Origin of the sequence: Arthrobacter sp. UNC362MFTsu5.1 (genome assembly GCF_000685965.1) — a bacterium.
In the GTDB taxonomy this organism is placed as follows: Bacteria; Actinomycetota; Actinomycetes; order Actinomycetales; family Micrococcaceae; genus Arthrobacter.
In genome coordinates, this window is sequence record NZ_JMLE01000001.1 from 43,165 (window position 1) to 67,455 (window position 24,291).

At 65.4% G+C, this 24,291-nt stretch carries 22 protein-coding genes and 2 tRNA genes; 17 read left to right on the forward strand and 7 right to left on the reverse strand.

All coding sequences use genetic code 11. The features are described 5' to 3' along the window. The first annotated feature begins 133 nt into the window (after positions 1-133). The 3 genes from ssb (at position 134) to ettA (ending at position 3,139) form a co-directional block, all read left to right on the forward strand. Positions 134-679 carry a single-stranded DNA-binding protein gene (gene ssb / locus BS38_RS0100245; protein ID WP_028268976.1) on the forward strand — a complete coding sequence of 182 codons (546 nt, stop codon included), beginning with the start codon at positions 134-136 and terminating at the stop codon, positions 677-679. Between the two features lie 417 nt (positions 680-1,096). Next, positions 1,097-1,372, forward strand: a complete 276-nt coding sequence (locus tag BS38_RS27535) for a DUF6993 domain-containing protein (protein ID WP_231510971.1) — start codon at positions 1,097-1,099, stop codon at positions 1,370-1,372. A gap of 84 nt (positions 1,373-1,456) precedes the next feature. After that, positions 1,457-3,139 carry an energy-dependent translational throttle protein EttA gene (ettA, locus tag BS38_RS0100255; protein WP_028268978.1) on the forward strand — a complete coding sequence of 561 codons (1,683 nt, stop codon included), beginning with the start codon at positions 1,457-1,459 and terminating at the stop codon, positions 3,137-3,139. 118 nt (positions 3,140-3,257) lie between these two features. Here the strand turns inward: ettA and BS38_RS0100260 are convergent, their stop codons facing one another. Next, a complete protein-coding gene (locus BS38_RS0100260; RefSeq protein ID WP_028268979.1) occupies positions 3,258-4,238 on the reverse strand; it encodes an acyl-CoA thioesterase in 981 nt (326 codons plus the stop codon). Between the two features lie 63 nt (positions 4,239-4,301). Between BS38_RS0100260 and BS38_RS0100265 the strand changes: the two genes are divergently transcribed. The 3 genes from BS38_RS0100265 to BS38_RS0100275 all read left to right on the forward strand — a co-directional run bounded on the left by BS38_RS0100265 (position 4,302) and on the right by BS38_RS0100275 (position 7,097). Further along, the gene (locus tag BS38_RS0100265; RefSeq protein WP_028268980.1) at positions 4,302-4,961 is read left to right on the forward strand and encodes a hypothetical protein; all 660 of its coding nucleotides are present in this window, start codon (positions 4,302-4,304) and stop codon (positions 4,959-4,961) included. 33 nt (positions 4,962-4,994) lie between these two features. Further along, positions 4,995-6,275, forward strand: a complete 1,281-nt coding sequence (locus BS38_RS0100270) for a M20 metallopeptidase family protein (RefSeq protein ID WP_028268981.1) — start codon at positions 4,995-4,997, stop codon at positions 6,273-6,275. 114 nt (positions 6,276-6,389) lie between these two features. Beyond that, on the forward strand, positions 6,390-7,097 hold the full coding sequence (locus BS38_RS0100275) for a Pr6Pr family membrane protein (RefSeq protein WP_028268982.1): 708 nt from the start codon (positions 6,390-6,392) through the stop codon (positions 7,095-7,097). 30 nt (positions 7,098-7,127) lie between these two features. On the opposite strand, the gene BS38_RS0100280 is transcribed toward BS38_RS0100275, so the two are convergent. Next, a complete protein-coding gene (locus BS38_RS0100280; protein WP_028268983.1) occupies positions 7,128-7,586 on the reverse strand; it encodes a globin in 459 nt (152 codons plus the stop codon). A gap of 4 nt (positions 7,587-7,590) precedes the next feature. Next, positions 7,591-8,256: a mechanosensitive ion channel family protein gene (locus tag BS38_RS0100285; protein WP_028268984.1), complete on the reverse strand. Its 666-nt coding sequence runs from the start codon at positions 8,254-8,256 to the stop codon at positions 7,591-7,593. Positions 8,257-8,364: 108 nt separating this feature from the next. Between BS38_RS0100285 and BS38_RS0100290 the strand changes: the two genes are divergently transcribed. Beyond that, a complete protein-coding gene (locus tag BS38_RS0100290; RefSeq protein ID WP_028268985.1) occupies positions 8,365-9,351 on the forward strand; it encodes an NAD-dependent epimerase/dehydratase family protein in 987 nt (328 codons plus the stop codon). A 17-nt stretch (positions 9,352-9,368) separates the two neighbouring features. On the opposite strand, the gene BS38_RS0100295 is transcribed toward BS38_RS0100290, so the two are convergent. Further along, entirely contained in the window at positions 9,369-9,848 is a 480-nt protein-coding gene (locus BS38_RS0100295; protein WP_028268986.1) for an OsmC family protein, read from the reverse strand. 107 nt (positions 9,849-9,955) lie between these two features. Then, positions 9,956-12,508 (reverse strand): aminopeptidase N, encoded by a 2,553-nt coding sequence (pepN, locus tag BS38_RS0100300; protein ID WP_043437298.1) that lies wholly within the window; start codon positions 12,506-12,508, stop codon positions 9,956-9,958. A 145-nt stretch (positions 12,509-12,653) separates the two neighbouring features. Between pepN and BS38_RS0100305 the strand changes: the two genes are divergently transcribed. From BS38_RS0100305 to BS38_RS0100315, 3 genes are all read left to right on the forward strand, one after another. Beyond that, positions 12,654-13,655 carry a hypothetical protein gene (locus tag BS38_RS0100305; RefSeq protein ID WP_028268988.1) on the forward strand — a complete coding sequence of 334 codons (1,002 nt, stop codon included), beginning with the start codon at positions 12,654-12,656 and terminating at the stop codon, positions 13,653-13,655. 174 nt (positions 13,656-13,829) lie between these two features. Next, entirely contained in the window at positions 13,830-14,324 is a 495-nt protein-coding gene (locus tag BS38_RS0100310; protein ID WP_028268989.1) for a ribose-5-phosphate isomerase, read from the forward strand. Beyond that, the gene (locus BS38_RS0100315) at positions 14,324-15,238 is read left to right on the forward strand and encodes an Fpg/Nei family DNA glycosylase (RefSeq protein WP_028268990.1); all 915 of its coding nucleotides are present in this window, start codon (positions 14,324-14,326) and stop codon (positions 15,236-15,238) included. Before BS38_RS0100310 ends, BS38_RS0100315 begins: the two co-directional genes overlap by 1 nt. Before the next feature lie 72 nt (positions 15,239-15,310). Here BS38_RS0100315 and BS38_RS0100320 read toward each other — a convergent pair. Further along, a tRNA-Gly gene (locus BS38_RS0100320) sits at positions 15,311-15,384 on the reverse strand. 162 nt (positions 15,385-15,546) lie between these two features. On the opposite strand from BS38_RS0100320, the gene BS38_RS0100325 reads away from it, so the two are divergent. The 6 genes from BS38_RS0100325 to BS38_RS0100350 all read left to right on the forward strand — a co-directional run bounded on the left by BS38_RS0100325 (position 15,547) and on the right by BS38_RS0100350 (position 20,845). Next, a tRNA-Pro gene (locus BS38_RS0100325) sits at positions 15,547-15,621 on the forward strand. A 66-nt stretch (positions 15,622-15,687) separates the two neighbouring features. After that, positions 15,688-17,100 carry a trigger factor gene (gene tig, locus BS38_RS0100330; protein ID WP_028268991.1) on the forward strand — a complete coding sequence of 471 codons (1,413 nt, stop codon included), beginning with the start codon at positions 15,688-15,690 and terminating at the stop codon, positions 17,098-17,100. Positions 17,101-17,367: 267 nt separating this feature from the next. Then, positions 17,368-17,979 carry an ATP-dependent Clp protease proteolytic subunit gene (locus BS38_RS0100335; protein ID WP_028268992.1) on the forward strand — a complete coding sequence of 204 codons (612 nt, stop codon included), beginning with the start codon at positions 17,368-17,370 and terminating at the stop codon, positions 17,977-17,979. Positions 17,980-18,015: 36 nt separating this feature from the next. Beyond that, positions 18,016-18,675 (forward strand): ATP-dependent Clp protease proteolytic subunit, encoded by a 660-nt coding sequence (locus BS38_RS0100340; RefSeq protein WP_028268993.1) that lies wholly within the window; start codon positions 18,016-18,018, stop codon positions 18,673-18,675. 198 nt (positions 18,676-18,873) lie between these two features. After that, entirely contained in the window at positions 18,874-20,163 is a 1,290-nt protein-coding gene (gene clpX / locus BS38_RS0100345; RefSeq protein WP_028268994.1) for an ATP-dependent Clp protease ATP-binding subunit ClpX, read from the forward strand. 67 nt (positions 20,164-20,230) lie between these two features. Next, complete coding sequence (locus BS38_RS0100350) at positions 20,231-20,845, forward strand: mycothiol-dependent nitroreductase Rv2466c family protein (protein ID WP_028268995.1); 615 nt, start codon at positions 20,231-20,233, stop codon at positions 20,843-20,845. Positions 20,846-21,245: 400 nt separating this feature from the next. Here the strand turns inward: BS38_RS0100350 and valS are convergent, their stop codons facing one another. After that, positions 21,246-23,867, reverse strand: coding sequence for a valine--tRNA ligase (valS, locus tag BS38_RS0100355; protein ID WP_028268996.1), 2,622 nt, complete (start codon positions 23,865-23,867; stop codon positions 21,246-21,248). A gap of 62 nt (positions 23,868-23,929) precedes the next feature. Here valS and BS38_RS0100360 point away from each other — a divergent pair, with 62 nt between their 5' ends. Further along, on the forward strand, positions 23,930-24,289 hold the full coding sequence (locus BS38_RS0100360; protein ID WP_028268997.1) for a DUF488 domain-containing protein: 360 nt from the start codon (positions 23,930-23,932) through the stop codon (positions 24,287-24,289). The last annotated feature ends 2 nt before the right edge of the window (positions 24,290-24,291 follow it).

The following is a 24,291-nucleotide window of genomic DNA, read 5'->3' on the forward strand; positions in this document are numbered from 1 at the left end:
TTGACTCATCCCCCACACCCCCGTGCTCCCCGTAGTTTTGCACATAGGGGGAGCTGTGCCTCGAAACGGCGGCGTTGCGGCGTGAAGCTGAAGGTGCCTGCTAGGGCATCATCATTCGAGACAGGACACCAAGATGACTGACAACATGACCGTCCGGGGCTTCGTCGCCACGGAGATCAAGACTTCCACCACACCCGGGGGCGTCCCAACGGCATCCTTCCGGCTTGGCTCCACGGACCGCCGGTACGATCGCGCATCCGGTACGTGGGTCGATGGAAATACCAACTGGTTCACCGTTCAGGGCTACCGGCAGCTTGCCGGGAACATGGCCTGCAGCATCAAAAAGGGCCAGCGGGTCATCATCGTGGGAAGGCTCAAAATGCGGAGCTGGGAAAAGGAGGGCCGGATCTACCACTCCGCCGAGATCGACGCGGATTCCGTCGGCCACGACCTCATGTGGGGTTCCGCCAATTTCATCCGCAACGCCGGCAACCCCTCGCAACAGGGCGCGGGCCACGACCCGCAAGGTTCTGCCTCCGAGACCCAGGGCATCGGCGACCATGGCGACCCCGATGAAACCGGCGACTCGTCCGCAGACGGGATCTTCGTTGACGACGAAAACGGCGACGTCCTGCAGCTCGATTCGGAGACCGGCGAGCTTACCGGGGCCGCCGCCTGAACAGATCCCGCTGATGCCGCCAGTGCGGCACCGTCCCCCTGCGGTGCCGCATGGCAGAATGGCCAAGTGATCCGAGCAGAGACATCCCAGCGACAGTCCGGAATTCGCCAGGACCGGATCAGCCGGTCCGGAACGCGACAGTTCGGAACCCGACAGTCCGGAACCCGACAGTCCGGACCCCGACGGCGCCTGGCAGGGTCGCCCGCGCTTGCACTCGCCGCTTCCATGCTTGCGGTGGCACTCGCCGGTTGCACCAGCACTGGCACTGGCGCCGATCCCGGTTCCCGGGCCCAGCAGTCGGCCTCCCCGGCCGCTGTGCCGGCATCCGGGGCCGCGCAGCCTGCACCGACAGCGACGGCCGGGACCACCGCCTCTGGCAGTGCCGCGGCGCCGGAACCGGACGCGGCGACTGCCAGGTTGAAGGACACTGTGATCAACGCGCTCCAGGGCGTCGCCGCGGCCAACCCCAAACCGGGCCAGGAACAGCTGGCAGCGGCCTTGACCGGCGCCGGAATACCCGCCGGTTCGTTGCAGGTATCCGCCAGCCGCACGCCCACCGGCCTGGAGGTCGACGCCATTGAGGCCGCCGCCCTGCAGGGGCCGGATTGTGTGATCGGCCAGATCCGCGACGGAAGTGTCGTCGTCACAGTCCTGCCCGTGCTGGCAACGGGAAAGTGCTTCGTCGGAGGCTGAGCCTGGCGCGAACCGCCACCAAGGCGCCTGCCAATGACAACCGCGAATGTGAGTTAACCCCGCCGACCCACTAGATTTGGAACCATGGCGGAATTTATCTACACAATGACCAAGGCCCGCAAGGCTGTTGGCGAAAAACTCATTCTCGACGACGTGAGCATGTCCTTCTTCCCTGGTGCCAAGATCGGTGTTGTTGGCCCCAACGGTGCCGGTAAGTCCACCATCCTCAAGATCATGGCTGGCCTGGACACTCCCTCCAACGGTGAGGCACGGCTGAGCCCCGGCTACACGGTGGGCATCCTGCTCCAGGAGCCGCCGCTGAACGAGGAGAAGACGGTCCTGGGCAACGTCCAGGAAGGCGTTGGCGAGATCTACGGCAAGATCCAGCGTTTCAACGAGATCTCCGAGGAAATGGCCAGCCCGGACGCTGACTACGACACCCTGCTGGAGGAAATGGGCCAGCTCCAGGAAGCCATCGACGCAGCCGACGCATGGGACCTCGACTCCCAGCTCGAGCAGGCCATGGATGCCCTCCGCTGCCCGCCGGCCGATGCCGACGTCACGCTCCTCTCCGGTGGTGAGCGCCGCCGCGTCGCACTGTGCAAGCTCCTGCTGCAGAAGCCTGACCTCCTGCTGCTGGACGAGCCCACCAACCACCTCGACGCCGAAAGCGTCCTGTGGCTGGAGCAGCACCTCTCCAGCTACGCCGGTGCCGTCCTCGCCGTCACCCACGACCGGTACTTCCTCGACCACGTCGCGGAATGGATCGCCGAGGTGGACCGCGGGCACCTTTACCCGTACGAAGGCAACTACTCCACGTACCTGGAGAAGAAGCGCGCCCGCCTGGAAGTCCAGGGCAAGAAGGACGCCAAGCAGGCCAAGCGCCTCACCGAAGAACTCGAATGGGTCCGCTCCAACGCGAAGGGCCGCCAGACCAAGTCCAAGGCGCGCCTGGCCCGCTACGAGGAAATGGCCGCGGAAGCGGACCGGACCCGCAAGCTCGACTTCGAAGAGATCCAGATCCCGCCGGGACCCCGCCTCGGCGGCCTTGTGCTCGAGGCCAAGAACCTGCAGAAGGGCTTCGAAGACCGGACCCTCATCGACGGCCTGTCCTTCACGCTGCCCCGTAACGGCATCGTGGGCGTCATCGGCCCGAACGGTGTCGGCAAGACCACCCTGTTCAAGACCATCGTGGGCCTGGAGCCGCTGGACGGCGGCGACCTGAAGATCGGCGACTCCGTCAAGATCTCCTACGCTGACCAGAGCCGCGGCGGCATTGACCCCAATAAGACGCTCTGGGAAGTTGTGTCCGACGGCCTCGACTACATCCAGGTGGGCCACGTTGAAATGCCGTCCCGCGCCTACGTCGCTGCCTTCGGATTCAAGGGCCCGGACCAGCAGAAGAAGGCAGGTGTCCTCTCCGGTGGTGAGCGCAACCGCCTGAACCTGGCGCTGACCCTCAAGCAGGGCGGCAACTTGCTGCTCCTTGACGAACCGACCAACGACCTCGACGTCGAAACGCTCAGCAGCCTCGAGAACGCGCTGCTGGAGTTCCCCGGCTGCGCCGTGGTGGTATCGCACGACCGCTGGTTCCTGGACCGGGTGGCCACCCACATCCTCGCCTACGAAGGTGACGAGGAAAACCCGTCGAAGTGGTACTGGTTCGAAGGTAACTTCGAGTCGTACGAAGAGAACAAGGTGGAGCGCCTCGGCCCCGATGCGGCCAAGCCGCACCGGGTCACGCACCGCCGCCTGACCCGCGACTAGGCTCCACAGCCACCGCGGTCACGCAAGAAGGCCGGCTCCCCGAGGGGAGCCGGCCTTCTTGCATTCCTGCTCACGGGCAGGAGCGGGCCGTCGTCGGCTGTTCACCGGAACTGCCGGGTCAGCCCTTCCCGGCCTTGCGCAACTGGTGCTGGAGGACCTTGGCCTGGACAGCGCCCGCTACCTTGTTTTTGAGGTCGGTGGGAACCCGGACCATGCCCTCCTGGGCCACCGTTGCGACGTGCTGGCCGTCCCGGCTGAAGATCTTGCCGGTGGCCAGCCCGCGGGCGCCCTGGGCGCTGGGAGATTCCTGGACGTACAGCAGCCATTCATCGACGCGCACGGGCCGGTGCCACCACATGGCATGGTCGAGGCTTGCGACGCTCATGCCCGGCGTGATCCAGCTGAGACCGTGTCTGCGCAGAATGGATTCCAGCAGCGTGTAGTCACTGGCGTAGGCAAGGGCCGCGCGGTGCGTGTTGGCGTCATCCGGCATCGGCCCGAAGGTCTTCATCCACACGGCGTTGCGGGCGTCCCTCTCGCCGTTGGCCGAAACGTACAGCGGCGGGTCCACGTGCCGGATATCGAAGGGACGCTCGTAGGCCCAGTGCCGTGCCACCGGGTGGTCGAACTTGCCCAGGAGGTCCGCCGTGCTGGGCAGCGATTCGGGGTCGGGAATGCCCGCGGGCATGGCTGACTGGTGGTCGATTCCCTCGTCTTCCTCCTGGAAGGAGGCGATCATGGACAGGATGGGCATGCCGTCCTGGTACGCGTGCACCCGGCGGGCGGAGAACGAACGGCCATCCCGCAGCCGCTGGACACCGAACGTAATGGGCTTGTTGGCATCACCCGGGCGCAGGAAGTATCCGTGCATGGAATGGACGCTGCGCGCGGGGTCAACGGTACGATTCGCGGCGATGAGCGATTGTGCCAGGACCTGGCCGCCGAAGACGCGCTGCCGCGGCTGCCGCTGGGACGGGCCCATGAAGATGTCCTCATCGGTCCTGGCCCCCTCAAGCTCGCCGAGGTCAAGGAGTTCAATGAGCGAGGAGGTGGGGTCCGGGGGCGGTGTCCCCTGCAGTCCGGCGTCGGCTTCAGTCATGGTTCGACTTTAGACGTGACTCCGGCGCCGTCCCAAAGAGGCACAGCCGGTAGAGTCGATATTGTGTCTGACGTCCTAACCCAGCCCCTGCAGTTCACCGATCCCCGCGACCTCGCCGATCTGCGCACCTTTGCCACCCGCGCCAAGTCGATCGACGACGGCGCCATCCGCCTCCAGGCGTCCGGCCCGGTGCTGGCCGCCTACGTGTGCGTGCTGCGCCCCAGGCTGCTGGGCGAGGCGACGCCGACGATCCTCGGGCTGCGGACCATGGCCCTCGCGCAGCCGGCGGACACGGACGTCACCGTCCCGATTTCGGCAGTCCTGGACCGGCTCGCCCGGGCAGGGGAGAACGACGTCGAACTGCCGCTGCCGCCCATGACCGTCACCGAATCGTGGGCAGGCGTGGGCGCGCCACGCGCGGGCTGGGAGCGCGTGGCCACACTGCCGGACGCTGAACTGCGCCAGGCCGCCGAGGCCGGCATCACCGAGATCGCCGCCATCATCCCGGACAAACCCGGCGCGCTGATCGTCAACAACGCCCGGGCCACAGTCTGGGGCAGGGAACTCCCCGGAGCTGCCGGGCTGCCGCTGGGCGCGGCCTTCGCCGCCCTCACCCTCGGATTCCTCGCCGACAGCGAACAGCAGCTCTACCGGGCGGGGCGCTGGTTCAGGCTCAGCGGATCCCGCGGACACGTCCTGGCGCGCACAGGGTCGGGACTTTAGCTCCCTTGTTGCCGGCGGAAGGAATATCGAGCGATGTCAACGGAGTTCGGCCCCCTAATTGACCGCATGGCCCGGGCGCGCCGTGCCGAGCTGATCGCGCTCCGTCACCGGTTGCACCAACACCCGGAGCTCTCCAACCGCGAGAGAACCACATCCGCACTGGTCGCAGGTCATCTGCAATCCCTTGGCCTCGACGAGGTCCGCACCGGCATCGCCGGATACGGCGTCGTGGGGGTCCTGCGCGGGGGACTGCCGGGGGACAGGGTCGCTGCCCTCCGTGCGGATATGGACGCCCTTCCGGTCGCCGAGGCATCCGGCCTGGAGTTCGCGTCGACAGCCATTGACGACGGGTATCCGGGCGGTCCCCACCCGGTCTCCCACGCATGCGGCCATGACTGCCATACGGCGGTGGTGCTCGCCACAGCCGGTGTCCTGGCGGAGCTTCGCGACCGGCTGCCCGGCACAGTTGTCTTCGTCTTCCAGCCAGCCGAGGAAGGGCCGCCGCTGGACGAGACCGGGGGAGCGCGTGCCATGCTCGCCGCTGGAGCCCTGGCTGACCCGGAACCAACGATGATGTTCGGCATGCACGTCTCGCCGTTGCCTGCCGGCGTGGTGGGCTATCGTGCCGGAACCGCATATGCGTCCTCGTGCGTCGTGCGGATCACCATCACGGGCCTGCAGGTGCACGGCTCCACGCCGTGGATGGGGATCGACCCGATGCCGGCGGCCGCGGGAATCATCGGCGGAATTGGTGAGCTCTACCGGCAGGTTCCTGCCTACCATGCCGTCTCCGTCAGTGTTGGCCACGTTGAGGACGCGGGCCGGTTTAACATCATCGGCCAGACGGTGACCCTGTTCGGGACAATCCGCTGCGCCGTAGAATCCGACATGCACGCCGTTCAGCAGAAACTGCTGCAACTTGCCGGGCACCAGGCGGCGGCCTACGGCTGCACGGCCGAAACGGAGTTCCTGCAGCCCGTGCCGTCAGTCGTCAACCGGCCGCAGTGGATTGACGCCATGCTGCCAACGCTCAGCCGGATCCTCGGTCCGGGGAGGGTCGTCGAAGTGCCGCTGACGCTGGGCTACGACGACATGTCGGAGTTCGTCAACGCCTTTGGCGGCGCCTACCTGAGCTACGGGGTCCAGGATACGCAGATGGACGCCGATGAGCTGCGGCCGCTGGAGGGCGGCCGCGGACTCTTCCCCAATCACAGCCCGGGATTTTACGCGGACGACGACTGTCTGGTCGATGCTGTCCGGGTGCACGCGGGCGTCGCAGTCGCCCATCTCGCAGGAGAGATCACCGTCCTCTGAACATGTGCCGGTGCTGGTTCAGGCTCAGCGGATCCCGCGGCCACGTCCTGGCGCGCACAGGGTCGGGACTTTAGCTCCTCCCTGCCGGGCGCGGCAGCCTGAAATACTGACCGCATGAGCGACGTGGCCATCCTGGTTCCCCCGATCGAGCGGCACCCCGGCTTCAACGATGCGCTGCATCCCGACCGCGTCTGGATCCGCCTGCTCCGCGTTGCAGTCGGCCTCTTCGTCCTGGTGGCCCTGGTCCGGAAAACGTACGACGCCACGCTTCCGGGCAGCGATGTGGACATCGGCCAGCTCTACTCGGAGTTCACAGTCCAGTCGAACCTCGTCCTCGGACTGGTCCTTGTTTATTCCGCCGCGCGGACGCGGGCGAGGCTGCCGGAGTGGTGGGACCATTTGCTGGGCGCACTCACGTTCTATCTGGTCATGACAGGAATCATCTACGCGGTCCTCGTCGCCCCGCCGGACGAGCCGTGGTGGAGCTGGGACATGTACTGGCCCCAGCTGGCACACCACCGCCTGGCTCCGCTGTTCATAGCCCTCGACTGGCTCCTGGTCACGAAAACCGTCCGCGGAAAATTGTCCCGGCCGCTCACCTGGCTCATCTACCCGTCCGCTTTCCTGGTCTACTCCTGGATGCGCGGGGCAATCGACGGGTGGTACGTATACGACTTCCTCGATCCGACACTCGAGGGCGGCTGGCCGGCCGCGTTGACGACGACGGCCCAGGTGCTGGTGGCGTTCCTTCTGATTGCCTTGCTGGTGCATGCCGGCGGCAACGCACGCGCCGCACTCGCGACGCGGCGGAAACGGCGCTAACCGCGTGTCGGCCGGGATGCGGAAGCGTTCTCAGGCGTCCGAGGGGCTGTTCACCATCGACAGCGCTGCCCGCTCCATGTAGTCCCACAGGGTGCCTTCATAGAGCGGCGGAAGTTCCAGCGCGTCCACTGCTGCGCGCATGTGGTGCAGCCACCGCTCCTTCGCTTCGGGGGTGACGCGGAACGGCATGTGGCGCATGCGCAGCCGCGGGTGTCCGCGTTCCTCGCCATAGGTGGTGGGGCCGCCCCAGTACTGCTCGAGGAACATCAGGAAACGCCTTTTCGCCGGCCCCAGGTCCTCTTCCGGATACATCGGCCGGAGCAGCGGGTCGGTGGCCACGCCGTCGTAGAAGACGTCAATGAGCTTCACGAACGTCTCGTGGCCGCCCACTGCGTCGTAGAAGTTGTCGGTGTAGCCAGGCTGCGTGAACGGATCGTTCTGCATCAGCTGCTGTGGCTGGCGGGGTTCGCCGGCGCTGGGAATCGTCATGGTTCTATTCTCCGGCCTTCTGCTGGGGTGCGGTCTCAGGGGCGGGCGCCTCCGCGGATTCGTCCACCGGGGCTACATAGTTTCCCTGGGAGCGGTTGCCCACCCGAAGGATTTCGCCGTTGCGCAGGTACCAGATGGCGCCGTCGTCGGAACGGACGCGGGTGATGCGCAGGCCCATGGATTCGACGGTGCCCACCACTTCACTGGTCTCAATGATGTCGCCGATGCCGTACTGATCCTCGATGGTGATGAAGATGCCGGCGAGGAAGTCGCGGATCAGCTGCTGGGCGCCGAAGCCGATGGCGACACCCAGGATACCCACGCTTGTCAGCAGCGGCGCGATGTCCACGTCCAGGTTCTTGAGGACGTACATAATCGTGATCACGGCGATGAGGACACCCGCCACGCTGTTCAGCAGGGATCCGATTGTTTTGGCACGCTGGACCCGGCGTTCGTGGTCCAGTGCCCGCAGGGCCGGGGCCACCCAGCGGAAGTGCGGTTTCTTGAAGAAGGTGGTGCCGGCGGCCACGCTCTTGGTGATTCCGGCAATCACGAAGGACGCGACGAGCCAGATCGTGACGCCCACTCCGATGCTGATCACAATTCCTGCGGCGTTGATTCCGGAAATATCCGGTGTGGCGGGCGGGGTGATCGACAACATGCTGTACATCGGCAGGGATGCTCCTTATTGCTTATCGGCTTCCGCCGGAGCTGCCGGGCGTTCGCCGGGCGCATAACACTCTGTTCACCTTCAACACTAGCGCCGTAGCGTGGCCACATGCGCATCCTGATTCTTGGCGGCACCGCTTTCCTGTCCGCCGAAATTGCCCGGCAGGCGGCCGCCGCGGGCCATGATGTTACCTGCCTGGCCCGCGGCTCGGCGGCCGTCCCGCCGGAGGGAACGGCCTGGCTGCGGGCCGATCGGGCCGCCGGGCGCCAGTCCTATGAACAGGCCGCAGGGGACTGGGACGCCGTCATCGACGTAACCCGTGATCCGGAGCACGCCCGGGACGCGCTGGAGGCTCTGGCGCCCGTGGCAGCGCACTGGACCGTGGTGTCCAGTTGCTCCGTTTACGCAGACCATTCGGTGCCGGGCGAAGACGAAAGCGCGGGTTTGTTACCGCCGCTCACCCCGGGCACAGCCGCTGCCCCGGAGAATTACGGCGAGGCTAAATCGGCGATTGAGCACTACGCGGCAACCATCGCCGAGGGCAAGGTCCACCTCTGCCGGGCGGGGCTGATCGGTGGTCCCGGCGACAGTTCGGACCGTTACGGCTACTGGCCCGCACGGTTTGCCCGGGATGGCAAACCCGCCATCGTTCCGGACATCGGCTCCAGTGCAACGCAGGTGATCGACGTCCGCGATCTCGCCGCGTGGATCCTGAAGGCCGCCGGACTGCAGATCACGGGTGCCTTGAATGCGGTGGGCACCGGCGTGCGGTTCGATGACTACCTGGATGAATCCCAGCGGCAGGGTATGTATTCCGGCCGGACGTACAGCGTCCCGGAAGACTGGCTGGTTGCCCGGGGGATCGGGTACTGGGCAGGTCCGGATTCGCTGCCGCTCTGGCTCCCGGCGGGACACGACGGTTTCGCCACACGCTCCAACGCGGCCGCTGTTGCGGCCGGACTCAACCTGCGGCCGTGGCAGGAGACATTGCGGGACACGCTCGAGGACGAACGCCGCCGCGGCCTGGACAGGGAACGGAAAGCCGGGCTCAGTGCCGGGACTGAGCGGCGGCTCGTGGAAGAATTCCTGCCCTGACCATTCCCTGCCTGGGGCTAGGGTTCCTCAACGTGCACCGAGGGTTCGTGGAGCACGGGAAAGTTCACGCTCCGGGCAATGAAGCAGACCTTGTTTGCCTCGTGATGCAGCTGTTCCATGAGCGCGTCGTCCACGGCGGCGGCCACCGTCACTTCGGGCCTGAGCGTGGCGGATTCGAACTGGCCGCTGCCGTCGCGGTTGGTCCGCATCAGGCCCGCGGCGCGGTCCTCGTACGCCGTTACCACCACGCCGTGCTTCACTGCCACGTGCAGGAAAGAGAGCATGTGGCACTGCGAGAGGGCGGTCAACAGCAGCTGTTCGGGGTTGTACCGCGTCTTGTCCCCGTGGAAGGTGGGGTCGGCCGACCCCTTGAGGACGGGAAGGCCGGGGATCTCGATGTCGTGGTCGCGGGAATACCCCCGGTAGGTCGACGTTCCGTCCCCCCGGTTCCCGGTCCATCGGACAGTCACGGCGTAGCGGTGCTCATCAAGCGTCATGCCGCAATTCTAGTGACGCCGCAACTCCACATCGGCCGAACGCCGGAACCCCGGAGCAGCAGCACGCCAGCTCCGGGGTTCCGGTTCGTGGGAACAGATGCCGGCGGCTATCCGATGTCGGCCTCGCGGGCCCGCAGCGCGCGCGCCACGCCGTCGCGGTTCTCCAGCATCATGCGCCGCAGCGCGGTGCTGTCCTCCGGCAGCGCGGCCAGGAACTCGTCCGTCCGGTCCACAGTTTCCTGCGTGGTCTGCTGGGCCGGGTAAAGTCCGACGACGATCTGCTGGGCAAGCGCATGGGTGCGGTTGGCAACGATGCCGGGAACGGCGTCGAAATACTTCTCCGTGTACGGCGCCAGCAGCGCCGGGTCCAGCACCCGGGTGAATCCTGCCACCGCGGATGCCTGCAGGGCGTTGGACAGCTCGCCCTTCACCACGATGGAATCCCAGGCCGCAGCCTTGGCCTCGGGCGTGGGGATGGCGGCCTTGGCCAGCGCGGCCGCGTTCTGGCCGTTCGCGGTGTTGTCCCGCTCAAGTTCAGCGTCGATCCGGTCCTGGCCTGCCCGGCCGCCGGCTACCAGCGAAGCCATCAGCTCCCACCGCAGATCCTGGTCGACGGTGAGGCCTGCCAGGGATGCCGAGCCGTCCAGCAGCGCCGAAACGGTATCCAGCTGGCCGTCGCTGCGCGCCAGCAGCGCGAAGGACTTCACGAACTGCAGTTGCGCATCCGAGCCCGCCGGCACGGAACCGGCCAGGTCCCAGAGAGTGTCCGCAGCGGCTATGGACGTCTTTTCCCGGTGTTCCTCGGCAACGTAATAGCTGAGCGTTGTGGCCAGCTGCCGGAGCTGGACCAGGATCACCGAGGAATCGGATTCGGACGCGATGTTGGCGAGGATCAGTTCGACGTAGCCGCGGGCCGGGGTTTCGCCGTCGCGGGCAGCGTCCCAGGCGGAACCCCAGACGAGCGTCCGCGGCAGGCTCTCGCGGAAGTCCTTCAGGTGGGCCGTTGCGGTGGCCAGCGACTTCGGATCGAGCCGGACCTTGGCATAGGCGAGGTCGTCGTCGTTCAGCAGGATCAGGTCCGGCTGGCGCAGACCGGCCAGGCCGGGCACCTCGGTCCGTTCCCCGTCGACGTCCAGTTCCTCACGGTGCACCCGGACAAGCTGCCCGTCGGTGACGTCGTAGAACCCGACAGCGAGGCGGTGCGGGCGAAGGGTGGGCTGCTCGGCCACCGCGGACTGCACGATGCTGAACGAGGTGATGGCTCCGGAAGGATCCACCGCCACATCGGGAGTCAACGTGTTGACACCGGCGGTTTCCAGCCACAGCCGCCCCCACTCGTCCAGGTCGCGGCCACTGGCCTTTTCCAGCTCCACCATGAGGTCGCTGAGCTCGGTGTTCTGCCAGGCGTGCTTGCTGAAATACTCGCGCACTCCGGACATGAACTGCTCCGGACCGACCCAGGCCACCAGCTGGCGCAGAACCGAGGCGCCCTTGGCGTACGTGATGCCGTCGAAGTTCACTTCAACGTCCTGCAGGTCGTTGATCTCGGCGAAGATGGGGTGCGTGGTGGGCAGCTGGTCCTGGCGGTAGGCCCAGGACTTCTCCACCGAGGCAAATGTGGTCCAGGCATGGTCAAACTCGGTGTTCTCCACCGCCGCCAGGTGCGACATGTACTCGGCGAACGATTCGTTGAGCCACAGGTCGTTCCACCAGCGCATGGTGACCAGATCGCCGAACCACATGTGCGCGAGCTCGTGCAGGACGGTGATGGCGCGGCGTTCCACCTGCGCGCCCGTGACCTTGCCGCGGAAAACGTAGCCTTCCAGGATGGTCACGGCGCCGGCGTTTTCCATGGCGCCGGCATTGAACTCGGGCACGAAGAGCTGGTCGTACTTCGCGAACGGGTAGGGGCAGCCAAACTGCGCCTCGAAGAACTCGAATCCCTGCCGGGTGAGTTCGAAGATGTTGTCGGCGTCGAGGTATTGCATGAGCGACTTGCGCGCAAACACACCCAGGGGAACGATGCGCCCGTCGGCGCACTTCACCTCGCTGCGCACCGACTGGTACGGACCGGCGATCAGTGCCGTGACGTAGGAGGACAGCCGGGGTGTGGCGGCGAACTCCCAGACCGAGCGTGCGCCGCCGTCTTCACCGGGAATGGTTTCGATGGGGACAGGCGTGGGGGAGTTGGACACCAGGTCCCAGTGCGACGGCGCGGTGACGGTGAACGTAAAGCTCGCCTTGAGGTCGGGCTGCTCGAACACCGCGAACATCCGGCGCGAATCCGGAACCTCGAACTGCGTATACAGGTAGACCTCGTTGTCGACGGGGTCCACGAAGCGGTGCAGTCCTTCGCCGGTGTTCATGTACGGGGCCTCGGCAACCACCAGCAGATCGTTCTCCGCGGCGAGGTACGGCAGTTGGATGCGGACACCGTCCGACACCTCCGCCGGGTCGAGTTCAGTGCCGTTCAGCATGACACTGTGAACCTTGTGGGTAACCGCGTCGATGAAGGTGGAGGATCCGGGCCGGGCGCTGAACTTTACGGCGGTAGTGGATCCGAAGACTTTGTCACCCTTGGTCAGGTCCAGGCTGACGTCGTAGGACTCAACGGAGATGAGGTTGGCGCGCTCGCGGGCTTCGGCGCGCGTCAGGTTCATGCCTGGCAAGGTGGGGCCTCCAGAAAGGGTTGCGGTTGCCGGCCGGCAACGGTCATTGCCAGCACTGTGAAGTTATTCTTTCACTTCACCCGGCGATGGCAAGTTAGGTGGATCACGCGGCATCGGCACGGAGTAGCGTTGGGGTATGGGAAAGTTCAGGGACTCGGTGGACGTCAGGGCTCTGCGGTTCGCGGTGGGTTTCCCTGCGTTGCTGGCCGTCGCATTCGTCGTCTGTGCCTTCCTGCTCCGGACGGACGTGCCGGACCCCATGGCGGTGCTGTGGTCCGGGACCGGACCGGCCGGCTTTGCGCCGTTCTCCGCCTTCGTGACCTGCGGCGGCCTGATCATCGCGGTGGTGGGCTGGCTCGTCCTGGGGCAGGCCGTGCCGTTGAGCCGGCCCGCCGTCATGCGACGTGTGATGATGGGCGCCGGGCTCACCCTAAGTCTCTTTGTCACCACGGTGCTGGCAGCAGTCCTCGTGGGCCAGGCGGGAATCGCCGACGTCCGCGAAGCACGTGTTGATATGTCCGTCCTGGCCCTCGGGAGCGGGGCTGCACTACCCCTGGGCGTCATCATGGGCTTCGTTTTCAAGGCCGACGAGCGGTGGTCTGTGGACGATGAGCGCGCCTTGCGGGACGCGCTGGAGCGCGAATCGGACCCCGAGCTGGCGTCGGATTCAGTACGGCTGTGGGTCCATGCGCGCAGTTCGGTGTTTGTGATGCTGGGCGTCGCCTCGCTGTTCCCGGCAGCGCTGGTCTCCATCGCCGTCCCGTGGCTGGGTGCACTCCTGGTGGTGCTGGCGGTGCTGGCGGCCGCCTTCCTCTTCGCCCGTATCATCGTTGACCGGAGCGGTTTGCGGGTTTTCGCCGCCGGGTTCGTCCGCGTGATGGAAATTCCGGCGTCGGCGATTTCCTCGGCAACCCCGGCCGATGTCCGCGCCGCAGACTATGGCGGCTGGGGCTACCGCCACCACGGCGGGACCACCGCCATGCTGGTCAGCAGCGGACCCGCCGTCGTCGTCAACCGCGCGGACGGACGGAAAGCGGCCGTCAGCGGCGGCAGTCCCGACTCGGCCGAAAGGGTGGCCGCCGTCCTGTCCCGCGTAGCTGCCCGGGCCCGCGGCGAGAAGCGCCCGCCCCAGCCCTGAGTCCGCCGGCCCTGAGTCCGCCGGCCCTGGGTGCCGTGGCGCCGGGCCCGCCGGCCCGGGCGTCCGCAGAGTGTTCATGGCAGGCAGCCTGTGCCCGCACCCTAGTACGCTTGAATGCGACCCCCCGAAGCAGCCCGGAAGCCTACCGGTGCTTATGACTGAACGGACCTTGCCGTGACCACATCTTCCGATTTTCCGCGCGTCCACATCGCCACCGACCACGCCGGCATGGAGCTCAGCGCCCACCTCGTGTCCCACCTCACGGCCAAGGGCTACGACGTGGTGGACCACGGGCCCAAGGTCTACGACGCCCTGGATGACTACCCCTCCTTCTGCATCAACGCGGCGCTCGCCGTCGTGGCGGACCAGGCTGCCGGAGTGAACGCCCTGGGCATCGTGCTGGGCGGCTCCGGAAACGGCGAGCAGATCGCCGCCAACAAGGTCAGGGGCGTGCGGGCCGCGCTGGCCTGGAACCTGTCCACCGCAATGCTGGCGCGCGAGCACAACGACGCCAACGTCGTTGCAGTCGGCGGCCGCCAGCACAGCGTGGACGAGGCAACGGAAATCATCGAGGCCTTCCTGCAGGAACCGTTCAGCAACGACGAACGCCACGTCCGCCGCATCGGCAAGATCGCGGCCTACGAGAACACCGGCGAGGTTATCGCCTAGTGCCGGAGGGACATTCGGTCCACCGGCTGGCACGCCAGTTTGCGGACGTGTTCTCCGGGCAGAGACTCGCTGTTTCCAGTCCGCAGGGGCGGTTCGCCGACGGCGCGGCGCTGCTGGACGCCAGCACGCTCGTGGGCACGGTGGCCCACGGCAAGCACTTGTTCCTGCACTTCGACCGCGGGCTCGTCCTGCACGTGCACCTTGGCCTGTACGGTGCGTGGGATTTCGGCGGTGACGCCTCCTTCCGCGGTGCCTCCAGCATCGGAGCGCCCCGGAAAGTGGGGGAGCGGGAAGTGTTCGACGACGGCGCCGCAGCTTCAGCGGACGACGGTTCGGTTTACTCCGGCCCGCCGGCGCCTGTCGGTGCGGTCCGGGTCAGGCTGGCAGGCGCCCACGGCTGGGCTGACCTCCGGGGCGCCACCACCTGCCACGCCATCACCGAGGCTGAGGCCGGCGCCGTCCTGGCACGGCTTGGGCCGGACCCGCTCCGCAACCTTCCCGGGGACCGGGAAGCCTTCGTCACCGGAGTGACGGCACGGAAGACGCCCCTGGCGGCTCTGCTCATGGACCAGAAGGTGATTGCCGGCGTCGGGAATGTCTACCGCGCAGAACTGCTCTTCCGCCAGGGACTGGACCCCTGGCTGCCGGGCCGTGCCCTGGACGCCGATGCGGCCGGCGCACTGTGGGAGGACACCGTTGCCGTGATGTCCGACGGCGTCCGCGACGGCAGGATCATCACCACGCCTCCCAGCTACTGGACAGAGCCGGCTGCCGGACTGCCGGCGCCCGAGGAATCCCACTTCGTCTACCGGCGGCAGGGCCTCGAATGCCGCAACTGCCGCACCCCCGTGGCGCTGACGGATCTGGCTGCCCGCAAACTCTACTGGTGCCCTGTGTGCCAGCAGGGTTCCTAAGAGAACGAGGCAGGGAACAAAAAAGCCCCTCCGGAGAGGGGCTGTTTGTTGTCTTGGAGAAGACTGGTGTCCTGGAGGGGACGACGGGAATCGAACCCGCGTAATCAGTTTGGAAGACTGAGGCTTTACCATTAAGCTACGTCCCCGGGAATGCGCTGCTACTACTGTACGTCTACATGCTGTACGTCGCTTGCGGCGCTGCACTTCCGGTCGGCTGCTCGAGCCGGATATAACTAAACCTAATTCAGGGCCCCGGTGTCAAATGTGCATATCCGGCCGATATGACCGTAGACTGTTCTGTGCACTTACGGGGTGTAGCTCAGCTTGGCTAGAGCGCCTGCTTTGGGAGCAGGAAGTCGCAGGTTCAAATCCTGTCACCCCGACTCTGCAGCTTGTCAGATCATTGCGTTTGCAGAACCCCATCCCACAAAACCAGGAGTACTTAGACTGTGAAGAGCGCTGTCGAGAACCTCACCCCCACGCGGGTCAAGCTCAATGTTGAGGTCCCTTTTGAGGAATTGAAGCCCAACATCGAAGAGGCATACAAGACTGTTGCTTCGCAGATCCAGGTCCCTGGGTTCCGCAAGGGCAAGGTCCCCGCGAAGCTGATCGACCAACGCGTTGGCCGCGGCTACGTGCTGGAAACGGCCATCAACGAAGGCCTCAACGGCTGGTACCAGGACGCAGTCCAGGAAACCGGCATCCGTCCGCTGAGCCGTCCCGAGGTTGAAATCACCGAGGTTCCGGACCCCACCGCGACCGACGGCGAACTCAAGTTCCACGCCGAGGTTGACATCCGTCCCGAGATCGAACTGCCGGACTACTCCGGCATCAAGGTCGAGGTAGCCGCCGCCGAGTCCACCGAAGCCGATGTTGACAAGGCCCTTGACGAACTCCGCGGCCGCTTCGGCACCCTGAAGTCCGTGGACCGCCCGGCCGCCGACGGCGACTTCCTGACCATCGACATCACCGCATCCATCGACGGAGCCGAAGTTGACTCCGCCTCAGGCCTGTCCTACCAGGTTGGCGCCGGCACCATGCTCGAAGGCCTGGACGAGGCCGTCACCGGCCTCAGCGCTGACGAGGACGCCATTTTCGAGACCACCCTCGTTGGCGGCGACCACGCCGGCGAAGCCGCCCAGGTCAAGGTAGTGGTCAAGTCCGTCAAGGAGCGCGAGCTTCCCGAGGCCGACGACGACTTCGCCCAGCTGGCTTCCGAGTTCGACACGCTTGCAGAACTGCGTGCGGACCTCGGCAAGCAGGCTGCCGAATCCAAGGTTGTTGAGCAGGGTGTCGAGGCACGCGACAAGGTCCTGGACAAGCTCGTTGAGCTCGTCGAGGTCCCCGTTCCCGCCTCGGTGGTCGAAGAGCAGCTGGAGCAGCACTTCAAGGCCGAGAACTCCCACGGCGAGGGTGACCACGACACCGAGGAGCACCGCGCCGAGGTCAAGGCCAACACCGAGCGTGCCTTCCAGAACGAGATCATCCTGGACGCCATTGCTGACAAGGAAGAGGTCGGCGTCAGCCAGAACGAGCTGATCGACTACATCGTGACCACTGCCAGCCAGTACGGCATGGACCCGAACCAGTTCGCACAGATCATCGATCAGTCCGGCCAGGTTCCCATGATGGTTTCCGAGGTCCGCCGCCGCAAGGCCCTGGCAGTTGTGCTGGGCCAGGCCGAGGTCACCGACTCCGAGGGCAACAAGGTTGACCTGAGCGACTTCGTCCGCCCCGGTGGCGAAGAAGCTCCTGCCGCCGAAGCTGAAGAAGCTCCCGCCGTCGACGGCGAAGCTGCTGAAGGCGAAGCTGCCGCCAAGGACGAAGCGTCAAGCGACGATCCGGCAGCCGTGAAGTTCTAACACCACGTTGCACGGAAGCCCCCGGATCCCTGATCCGGGGGCTTCCTGTTTAACCCCTGAGCCAACCCCGCACAGCGGCGGTGCAGTGCTGTGCGGTGGGCCGCTGCGGCAATCGTGCGCCGTCAGCGAACAGCGCGATCCGCGTGAACAAAACGGCCGCGAAACCGGTTAGTGTCCAAGTAGTGATTTTCAGTGGCGTCGTCCCGTGACGTCACCGTCGCCAGCGAGAGGTAAGTACATATGTCACAGCAAGCAGGGGCCCCCCGGATGGCTACTGTCGATCCGGCAGCCCAGGACAACTACATTTACAACCGCCTGCTGAAAGAGCGAATCATCTGGCTCGGCTCCGAGGTCCGCGATGAGAACGCCAACGCGATCTGCTCGCAGTTGCTGCTGCTGTCCGCGGAGAACCCGGATAAGGACATCTACCTTTACATCAACTCGCCGGGCGGCTCCGTGACGGCCGGCATGGCCATCTACGACACCATGCAGTTCATCCCGAACGACGTCGTAACCGTCGCCACCGGCCTCGCCGCGTCGATGGGCCAGTTCCTGCTCTCATCGGGCACCAAGGGCAAGCGCTACGCCACCCCGAATGCACGCATCCTGATGCACCAGCCTTCCGGCGGCATCGGCGGCACGGCCTCGGACATCAAGATCCAGGCTGAGCTCATCCTCCACATGAAGAAGGTCATGGCGGAACTCACCGCAGACCAGACCGGCCAGACCGTGGAGACCATCCTCAAGGACAATGACCGCGACAAGTGGTTTACGGCTACTGAGGCCCTCGAGTACGGCTTCTTCGACAAGATTGCCGCTCACGCGGGATCTGTTGCCGGCGGCGGCGGAACGCAAAACGCCAGCGGCTCGGAAAAGTAACCGGCGAAGACAGAAATGATTCCAGGAGAAATGAACATGAACTACAATTTCGGATCGTCTGCCGGGAACCTGCCCACCAGCCGCTATGTGCTGCCGCAGTTCGAGGAACGTACGCCCTATGGCTTCAAGCGCCAGGACCCGTACACCAAGCTCTTCGAGGACCGGATCATCTTCCTCGGCGTCCAGGTGGACGATGCCTCCGCGGACGACGTTATGGCACAGCTGCTGGTGCTCGAGTCCACCGACCCGGACCGCGACATCACGCTGTACATCAACTCTCCGGGCGGTTCCTTCACCGCCATGACGGCCATCTACGACACGATGCAGTACATCCGCCCCGAGATCCAGACCGTGTGCCTGGGCCAGGCGGCAAGTGCGGCGGCTGTCCTGCTCGCGGCCGGCACGCCCGGCAAGCGCCTGGCACTGCCCAACGCACGCGTACTCATCCACCAGCCGGCACTGTCCGGCGGCCAGGGCGGACAGGCCTCCGACCTTGAGATCCAGGCAGCCGAAGTCATGCGCATGCGGTCCTGGCTCGAAGACACCCTGGCCAAGCACTCGGGCCGTACGTCCGAGCAGGTCAACAACGACATCGAGCGTGACAAGATCCTGACCGCCGCCGAGGCACAGTCCTACGGCCTGATCGACCAGGTTCTTGATTCCCGCAAGATCAAGCCGCAGGCGATCAGCAGGTAATTAAGCACGACACGCGGAGCCGGTGCGGTTCATGGAAAATGGACCGCACCGGCTTTCGTTTTCAATACGTAAGGTTCCACCCCTCAGGCCGAATGTGACTTAGAGTGGAACATGTCACGGCCGGACCTTCCGGACCCACCGTGATTCCAGCAACCGGTGCAGTGCTGCGGTAGCAGCAGGATACTAAGGGGTTCACATATGGCTCGGATTGGCGAGAGCACGGATCTGCTGAAGTGCTCTTTCTGCGGAAAGAGCCAGAAGCAGGTGCGCAAGCTCATTGCCGGGCCCGGCGTCTACATCTGCGACGAGTGCATTGAACTCTGCAACGAGATCATTGAAGAAGAACTCGCCGAAGTAGCGGACCTCGGCAGCTTCGAACTGCCCAAGCCCCGCGAGATCTTTGACTTCCTCCAGGAATACGTGATCGGCCAGGAGCCCGCCAAGCGCTCGCTCGCCGTTGCGGTCTACAACCACTACAAGCGGATCCAGGCCGGCCACGCGCCCAAGAGCGGCAGCCTCGCCGAAGGCGTCCATCACGACGACGTCGAGATCGCCAAGTCGAACATCCTCCTGATCGGCCCCACCGGCTGCGGTAAGACCTATCTGGCCCAGACGCTGGCCCGACGCCTCAACGTTCCCTTCGCCGTCGCGGATGCCACGGCACTGACCGAGGCCGGGTACGTGGGCGAGGACGTCGAGAACATCCTCCTGAAGCTGATCCAGGCTGCTGACTATGACGTCAAAAAGGCCGAGCAGGGCATCATCTACATCGACGAGATCGACAAGATCTCGCGGAAGAGCGAAAACCCTTCCATCACCCGTGATGTCTCCGGCGAAGGCGTACAGCAGGCCCTGCTGAAGATCCTCGAAGGCACAGTGGCCTCAGTTCCCCCGCAGGGCGGCCGGAAGCACCCGCACCAGGAATTCATCCAGATCGACACCACCAACGTGCTGTTCATCGTTGCCGGTGCCTTCGCAGGGCTCGAGGACATTATCGGCTCCCGCTCGGGACGAAAGGGCATAGGATTCGGTGCTCCGCTGAACGAAGTCAAGAACAATTCCGACTCTTACGGCGAGGTCATGCCGGAAGACCTGCTGAAGTTCGGGCTGATCCCGGAATTCATCGGCCGGCTTCCCGTCATCACCACCGTCTCCAACCTGGACCGTCCGGCCCTGATCCAGATCCTCTCCACACCGAAGAATGCCCTGGTGAAGCAGTACCAGAAGATGTTCCAGCTGGACGGTGTGGAACTGCTGTTTGACGACGCCGCCCTGGACATGATCGCCGACCAGGCACTGGAACGGGGCACGGGTGCCCGCGGGCTCCGCGCCATCATGGAAGAAGTGCTCCTCCCCGTGATGTTCGACCTCCCCAGCCGGGACGACATCGCCAGCGTCGTCATCACAGCCGACGTCGTGGCGAAAAAGGCGCAGCCCACCATGATCGCGCACGACGTTGTGGCTAAGCGCCGGAATAAATCCGCTTAGTTCTTCGCTCTTGCTAGATGTGCGCCTGAGGTGCGCCACGCCCCGATGACTTTACGAGGAGATCTCCGTGCCTGAAACCACCGCGAGCAAAGCCGACTTCTGGTTCGACCCCCTGTGCCCCTTCGCCTGGATCACGTCCCGCTGGGTGGGCGAAGTGGAGGAAGTCCGCGACATTGAAACCGAATGGCACGTGATGAGCCTTGCCGTCCTGAATGAGGGCCGCGAACTGGACCCCGGCTACCGCGAGGCGATGGACAAGGCATGGGGCCCGGTACGCGTCATCATTGCCGCCCGCGAGCAGCACGGTGACCAGGTCATCAAGCCGCTCTATGACGCCATGGGCAGCCTGATCCACGACGCCGGCGAAAAGGATTTCGCCGTCGTGATCAGCAAGGCCCTGGCGGACTGCGGGCTCCCTGCCGGGCTCGCGGCCGAAGCGACCTCGGACGCCTTCGACCCGCAGCTTCGCGCCAGCCACGAAGAGGGCATCTCCCTTGTGGGCCAGGACGTGGGAACGCCCGTGGTGGCCTTCAACGGCACGGCATTCTTCGGCCCGGTCCTGACCCGCATTCCCCGGGGCGAAGAAGCCGGCCGGCTGTGGGACGCCGCGGTGACCCTGGCTTCGTACCCGCACTTCTTCGAGATCAAGCGCAGCCGCACTGAACGGCCTGAATTCAACTGACAAGCTCCGCCTAACGCCCCTCAGGGGGAACCGGAATTACTAGGATGTAGTTCTTTCGGGACCCTTGCGGATCGGCCCGGGTGGGACAACAATAGTGCTTACCCACTTCGAAAGAAGAGGGACACGGAAACCAAAGATTCAGTGACACGCATCTGACGCAGCCTTCGGCAAAGTCAGAAGCTGGCTACCAGTGACGAGGTAGGAAGACCTGAAATTCCGAGGATTCCGCCAGATTGTCATAGACGTCACGAGACAATCGAAAAAGTCGAAGCCCCACCAACGGCAAAACGCTGATGGGGCTTCCCCTTTGCCCAAAAACAGGGTGACACCCGAAGACGGAAGCCCCACCAGCGACGAACGCTGATGGGGCTTCACATATGTCCGGTAGCCGGCGAGCGGGCTAGGCGCCCGGTGCTTCTTCCGGCTGGGCCAGCACAACATCGCTGACCGTCAATTCGCCGTCGCCTGCCACGAGGGTGAGCTCGCGGGCATTCGAGGCGGCCTTCAGGTCGGCCAGGCCGGCCTTCAGCTGCGTGGTGATCGACTCCGTGGCGGTGATCGTGGCGGACAGCACCTCGGTGCGCTGCTTGACCTTGGCCTCGGACTTGGCCTTGCGGATACCGCTTAGCGCAACCCCGACCGTCGCGAGCATGGTGGTGTCGCCGTCGGAGACCTCTGACGCCGCGGGCCACTCGGCACGGTGCACTGATCCCGTGCGCCACCAGCCCCAGACCTCTTCGGTGGCGAAGGGCAGGAACGGCGCGAACAGCCTCAGCAACGTATCCAGGGTGGTGGCCAGCGCCGCCAGCACTGATGCCTGCTCTGCTTCGCCGGCCGCCCCGTAGGCCCGGTCCTTGATGAGTTCCACGTAGTCGTCCGTGAACTGCCAGAAGAAGCTCTCGCTGATCTGCAACGCCCGGGCGTAGTCATAGTTCTCGAACGCCTTGGTGGCCTGTGCCACCACGTCGGACAGCTGTGCCAGGACGGCGCGGTCCAACGGGTTGGTCAGTACGGACAGGTCCGTGGACACCACAGAGTTTTCCGTGGCGCCCAGGTTCAGGACGAACTTGGAGGCGTTGAGGAGCTTGATGGCCAGGCGGCGGCCGATCTTCATCTGCGCGATCTCGTAGGCCGTGTCCGCGCCGAGCTTTGCCGAGGCGGCCCAGTACCGGACCGCGTCCGAACCGTACTCCTCGAGGACATCGGTAGGCACGATCACGTTGCCCTTGGACTTGGACATCTTCTTGCGGTCCGGGTCGAGGATCCAGCCCGAAATGGCGGCGTGCTTCCACGGCGCGGTGTCCTGCAGCGCATCGGCACGCACGGCCGTGGAGAACAGCCAGGTCCGGATGATGTCGTGGGCCTGAGGGCGCACGTCGAACGGGTAGACCTTGGCAAAGAGTGCCTCGTCGGTGCTCCAGCCGCCCACGATCTGCGGTGTCAGCGAGGACGTGGCCCAGGTGTCGAGGACATCGGCGTCACCAGTGAAGCCGCCCGGCTGGTCGCGCTGGGCTTCCTCGTAGCCGGGCGCCGCGTCGGCAGCCGGATCGACGGGGAGTTGCTGGTCCGTCGGGACGATCGGTGCGTCGTATTCCGGGTTCCCGTCGGCATCCAGCGGGTACCAGACCGGTACCGGCACACCGAAGAAGCGCTGGCGGGAGACCAGCCAGTCGCCGTTCAGTCCTGAGATCCAGTTCTCGTAGCGGGAGCGCATGAATGCCGGGTGGAACTCGATCTCGTTGCCGCGGCCGATCAGACGTTCGCGGCGGTCCTCGTCGCGTCCGCCGTTGCGGATGTACCACTGGCGCGAGGTCACCACTTCGAGGGGCTTGTCGCCCTTCTCGAAGAAATTGACCGGGTGCATGATCTTCTTGGGCTCGCCGTCGAGGAGTTCGGCAGCGGCGAGCTGCTCGACCACTGCTTCCTTGGCGCTGAAGACCGTCTTGCCGGCGATCGATTCGAAGGCCGCCCGGCCCTGCTCGGTGGTGATCCAGTCCGGCGTCTCACCGATGATGCGGCCGTCACGGCCCACGATGGCGCGGGTGGGCAGCTGGAGCTCGCGCCACCAGGTCACGTCGGTGAGGTCTCCGAAGGTGCAGACCATGGCGATGCCGGAGCCCTTGTCCGCCTTGGCCAGGTGGTGGGCCTTCACCTCAACCTCGATGCCGAACAGGGGAGAGGTGACCTTCTTGCCGAACAGCGGCTGGTACCGCTCGTCGTCGGGGTTTGCCACGAGGGCGGCACAGGCGGCCAGCAGTTCCGGGCGGGTGGTCTCGATGTAGAGCTTCTCGCCGTCCTCGGTGAAGAACGGGTAGCGGTAGTAGGCGCCTGCGACCTCGCGGTCCTCGAGTTCAGCCTGGGCCACCGCGGTGCGGAAGGTGACGTCCCACAGCGTGGGGGCCTCAGCCATGTAGGCGTCGCCGGCGGCGAGGTTCGCCAGGAAGGCGCGCTGGGAGATGGCCCGGGACTTGTCATCGATGGTCCGGTAGGTCAGGTCCCAGTCGACGGACAGGCCAAGGGTCTGGAAGAGGTTCTCGAAGACCTTCTCGTCCTCGACGGCGAGTTCCTCGCACAGTTCGATGAAGTTGCGGCGCGAGATGACGTCAAAATCGCGCTGGTTCTTGGCCGGTTCAGCCGGCGGACGGTAGGCGGCGTTGTAATGGACGGCCGGATCGCAGCGCACACCGTAGTAATTCTGGACGCGGCGCTCGGTGGGCAGGCCATTGTCGTCCCAGCCCATGGGGTAGAAGACGTTCTTTCCGGTCATGCGCTGGTAGCGCGCCAGGACGTCGGTCTGGGTGTAGGAGAACATGTGGCCCACATGCAGGGATCCCGACGCCGTGGGCGGGGGAGTGTCGATCGAGTAGACCTGCTCCCTGGTGGTCTCCCGATTAAACTTGTAGGTTCCTTCGTCAAGCCAGCGCTGCGTCAGGGCAGCTTCCAACCCCTCAAGGGCGGGCTTGTCCGGAACGTTGATAGGGGCGGTAGTGGGCGTGTCTGTACCCTGAGTGTCTTCAGCCATGGAGCAATTGTTTCATGTTCTCTTCCCTCGCTGGCGCCGGGCCCCTGCAGTAGCATCCCGGTATGGACAGTGATGACCGCAAACTCGTGACCAAACGCATCTACGATGACCCCTCCGACGACGACGGTTTCCGCGTCCTGGTGGACCGGCTCTGGCCGCGCGGCATCAGCAAGGAACGGGCCAGGCTGGACCTCTGGCTGAAGGAGGTGGCGCCCTCAACAGCGCTGCGGACCGAGTTCGGCCACATGCAGGAACGTTTCGCGGATTTCCGTGAACAGTACGAGGCGGAACTCGAAAACAACCCGGCCGTGGCCACGCTGCAGGAGCTGGCGGTGAAGCACGGGCGGATCACCCTCCTGTACGGTGCCAGGGATCCTGAGACCAACCATGCCCGTGTGCTTCTGGACTTCCTCCAACGTTAGGG

Coding starts and splice junctions, on each gene's coding strand:
- BS38_RS0100260 (WP_028268979.1), bottom strand. CDS start 4,238: ATGACTGAAGCCGACGCCGGACTGCAGGGGACACCGCCCCCGGACCCC.
- BS38_RS0100295 (WP_028268986.1), bottom strand. CDS start 9,848: ATGACGCTTGATGAGCACCGCTACGCCGTGACTGTCCGATGGACCGGG.
- ettA (WP_028268978.1), top strand. CDS start 1,457: ATGGCGGAATTTATCTACACAATGACCAAGGCCCGCAAGGCTGTTGGC.
- BS38_RS0100290 (WP_028268985.1), top strand. CDS start 8,365: ATGCGCATCCTGATTCTTGGCGGCACCGCTTTCCTGTCCGCCGAAATT.
- pepN (WP_043437298.1), bottom strand. CDS start 12,508: ATGAACCTGACGCGCGCCGAAGCCCGCGAGCGCGCCAACCTCATCTCC.
- BS38_RS0100285 (WP_028268984.1), bottom strand. CDS start 8,256: ATGTACAGCATGTTGTCGATCACCCCGCCCGCCACACCGGATATTTCC.
- BS38_RS0100340 (WP_028268993.1), top strand. CDS start 18,016: ATGAACTACAATTTCGGATCGTCTGCCGGGAACCTGCCCACCAGCCGC.
- ssb (WP_028268976.1), top strand. CDS start 134: ATGACTGACAACATGACCGTCCGGGGCTTCGTCGCCACGGAGATCAAG.
- BS38_RS0100275 (WP_028268982.1), top strand. CDS start 6,390: ATGAGCGACGTGGCCATCCTGGTTCCCCCGATCGAGCGGCACCCCGGC.
- BS38_RS0100270 (WP_028268981.1), top strand. CDS start 4,995: ATGTCAACGGAGTTCGGCCCCCTAATTGACCGCATGGCCCGGGCGCGC.
- BS38_RS0100305 (WP_028268988.1), top strand. CDS start 12,654: ATGGGAAAGTTCAGGGACTCGGTGGACGTCAGGGCTCTGCGGTTCGCG.
- valS (WP_028268996.1), bottom strand. CDS start 23,867: ATGGCTGAAGACACTCAGGGTACAGACACGCCCACTACCGCCCCTATC.
- BS38_RS0100335 (WP_028268992.1), top strand. CDS start 17,368: ATGGCTACTGTCGATCCGGCAGCCCAGGACAACTACATTTACAACCGC.
- BS38_RS0100360 (WP_028268997.1), top strand. CDS start 23,930: ATGGACAGTGATGACCGCAAACTCGTGACCAAACGCATCTACGATGAC.
- BS38_RS0100280 (WP_028268983.1), bottom strand. CDS start 7,586: ATGACGATTCCCAGCGCCGGCGAACCCCGCCAGCCACAGCAGCTGATG.
- clpX (WP_028268994.1), top strand. CDS start 18,874: ATGGCTCGGATTGGCGAGAGCACGGATCTGCTGAAGTGCTCTTTCTGC.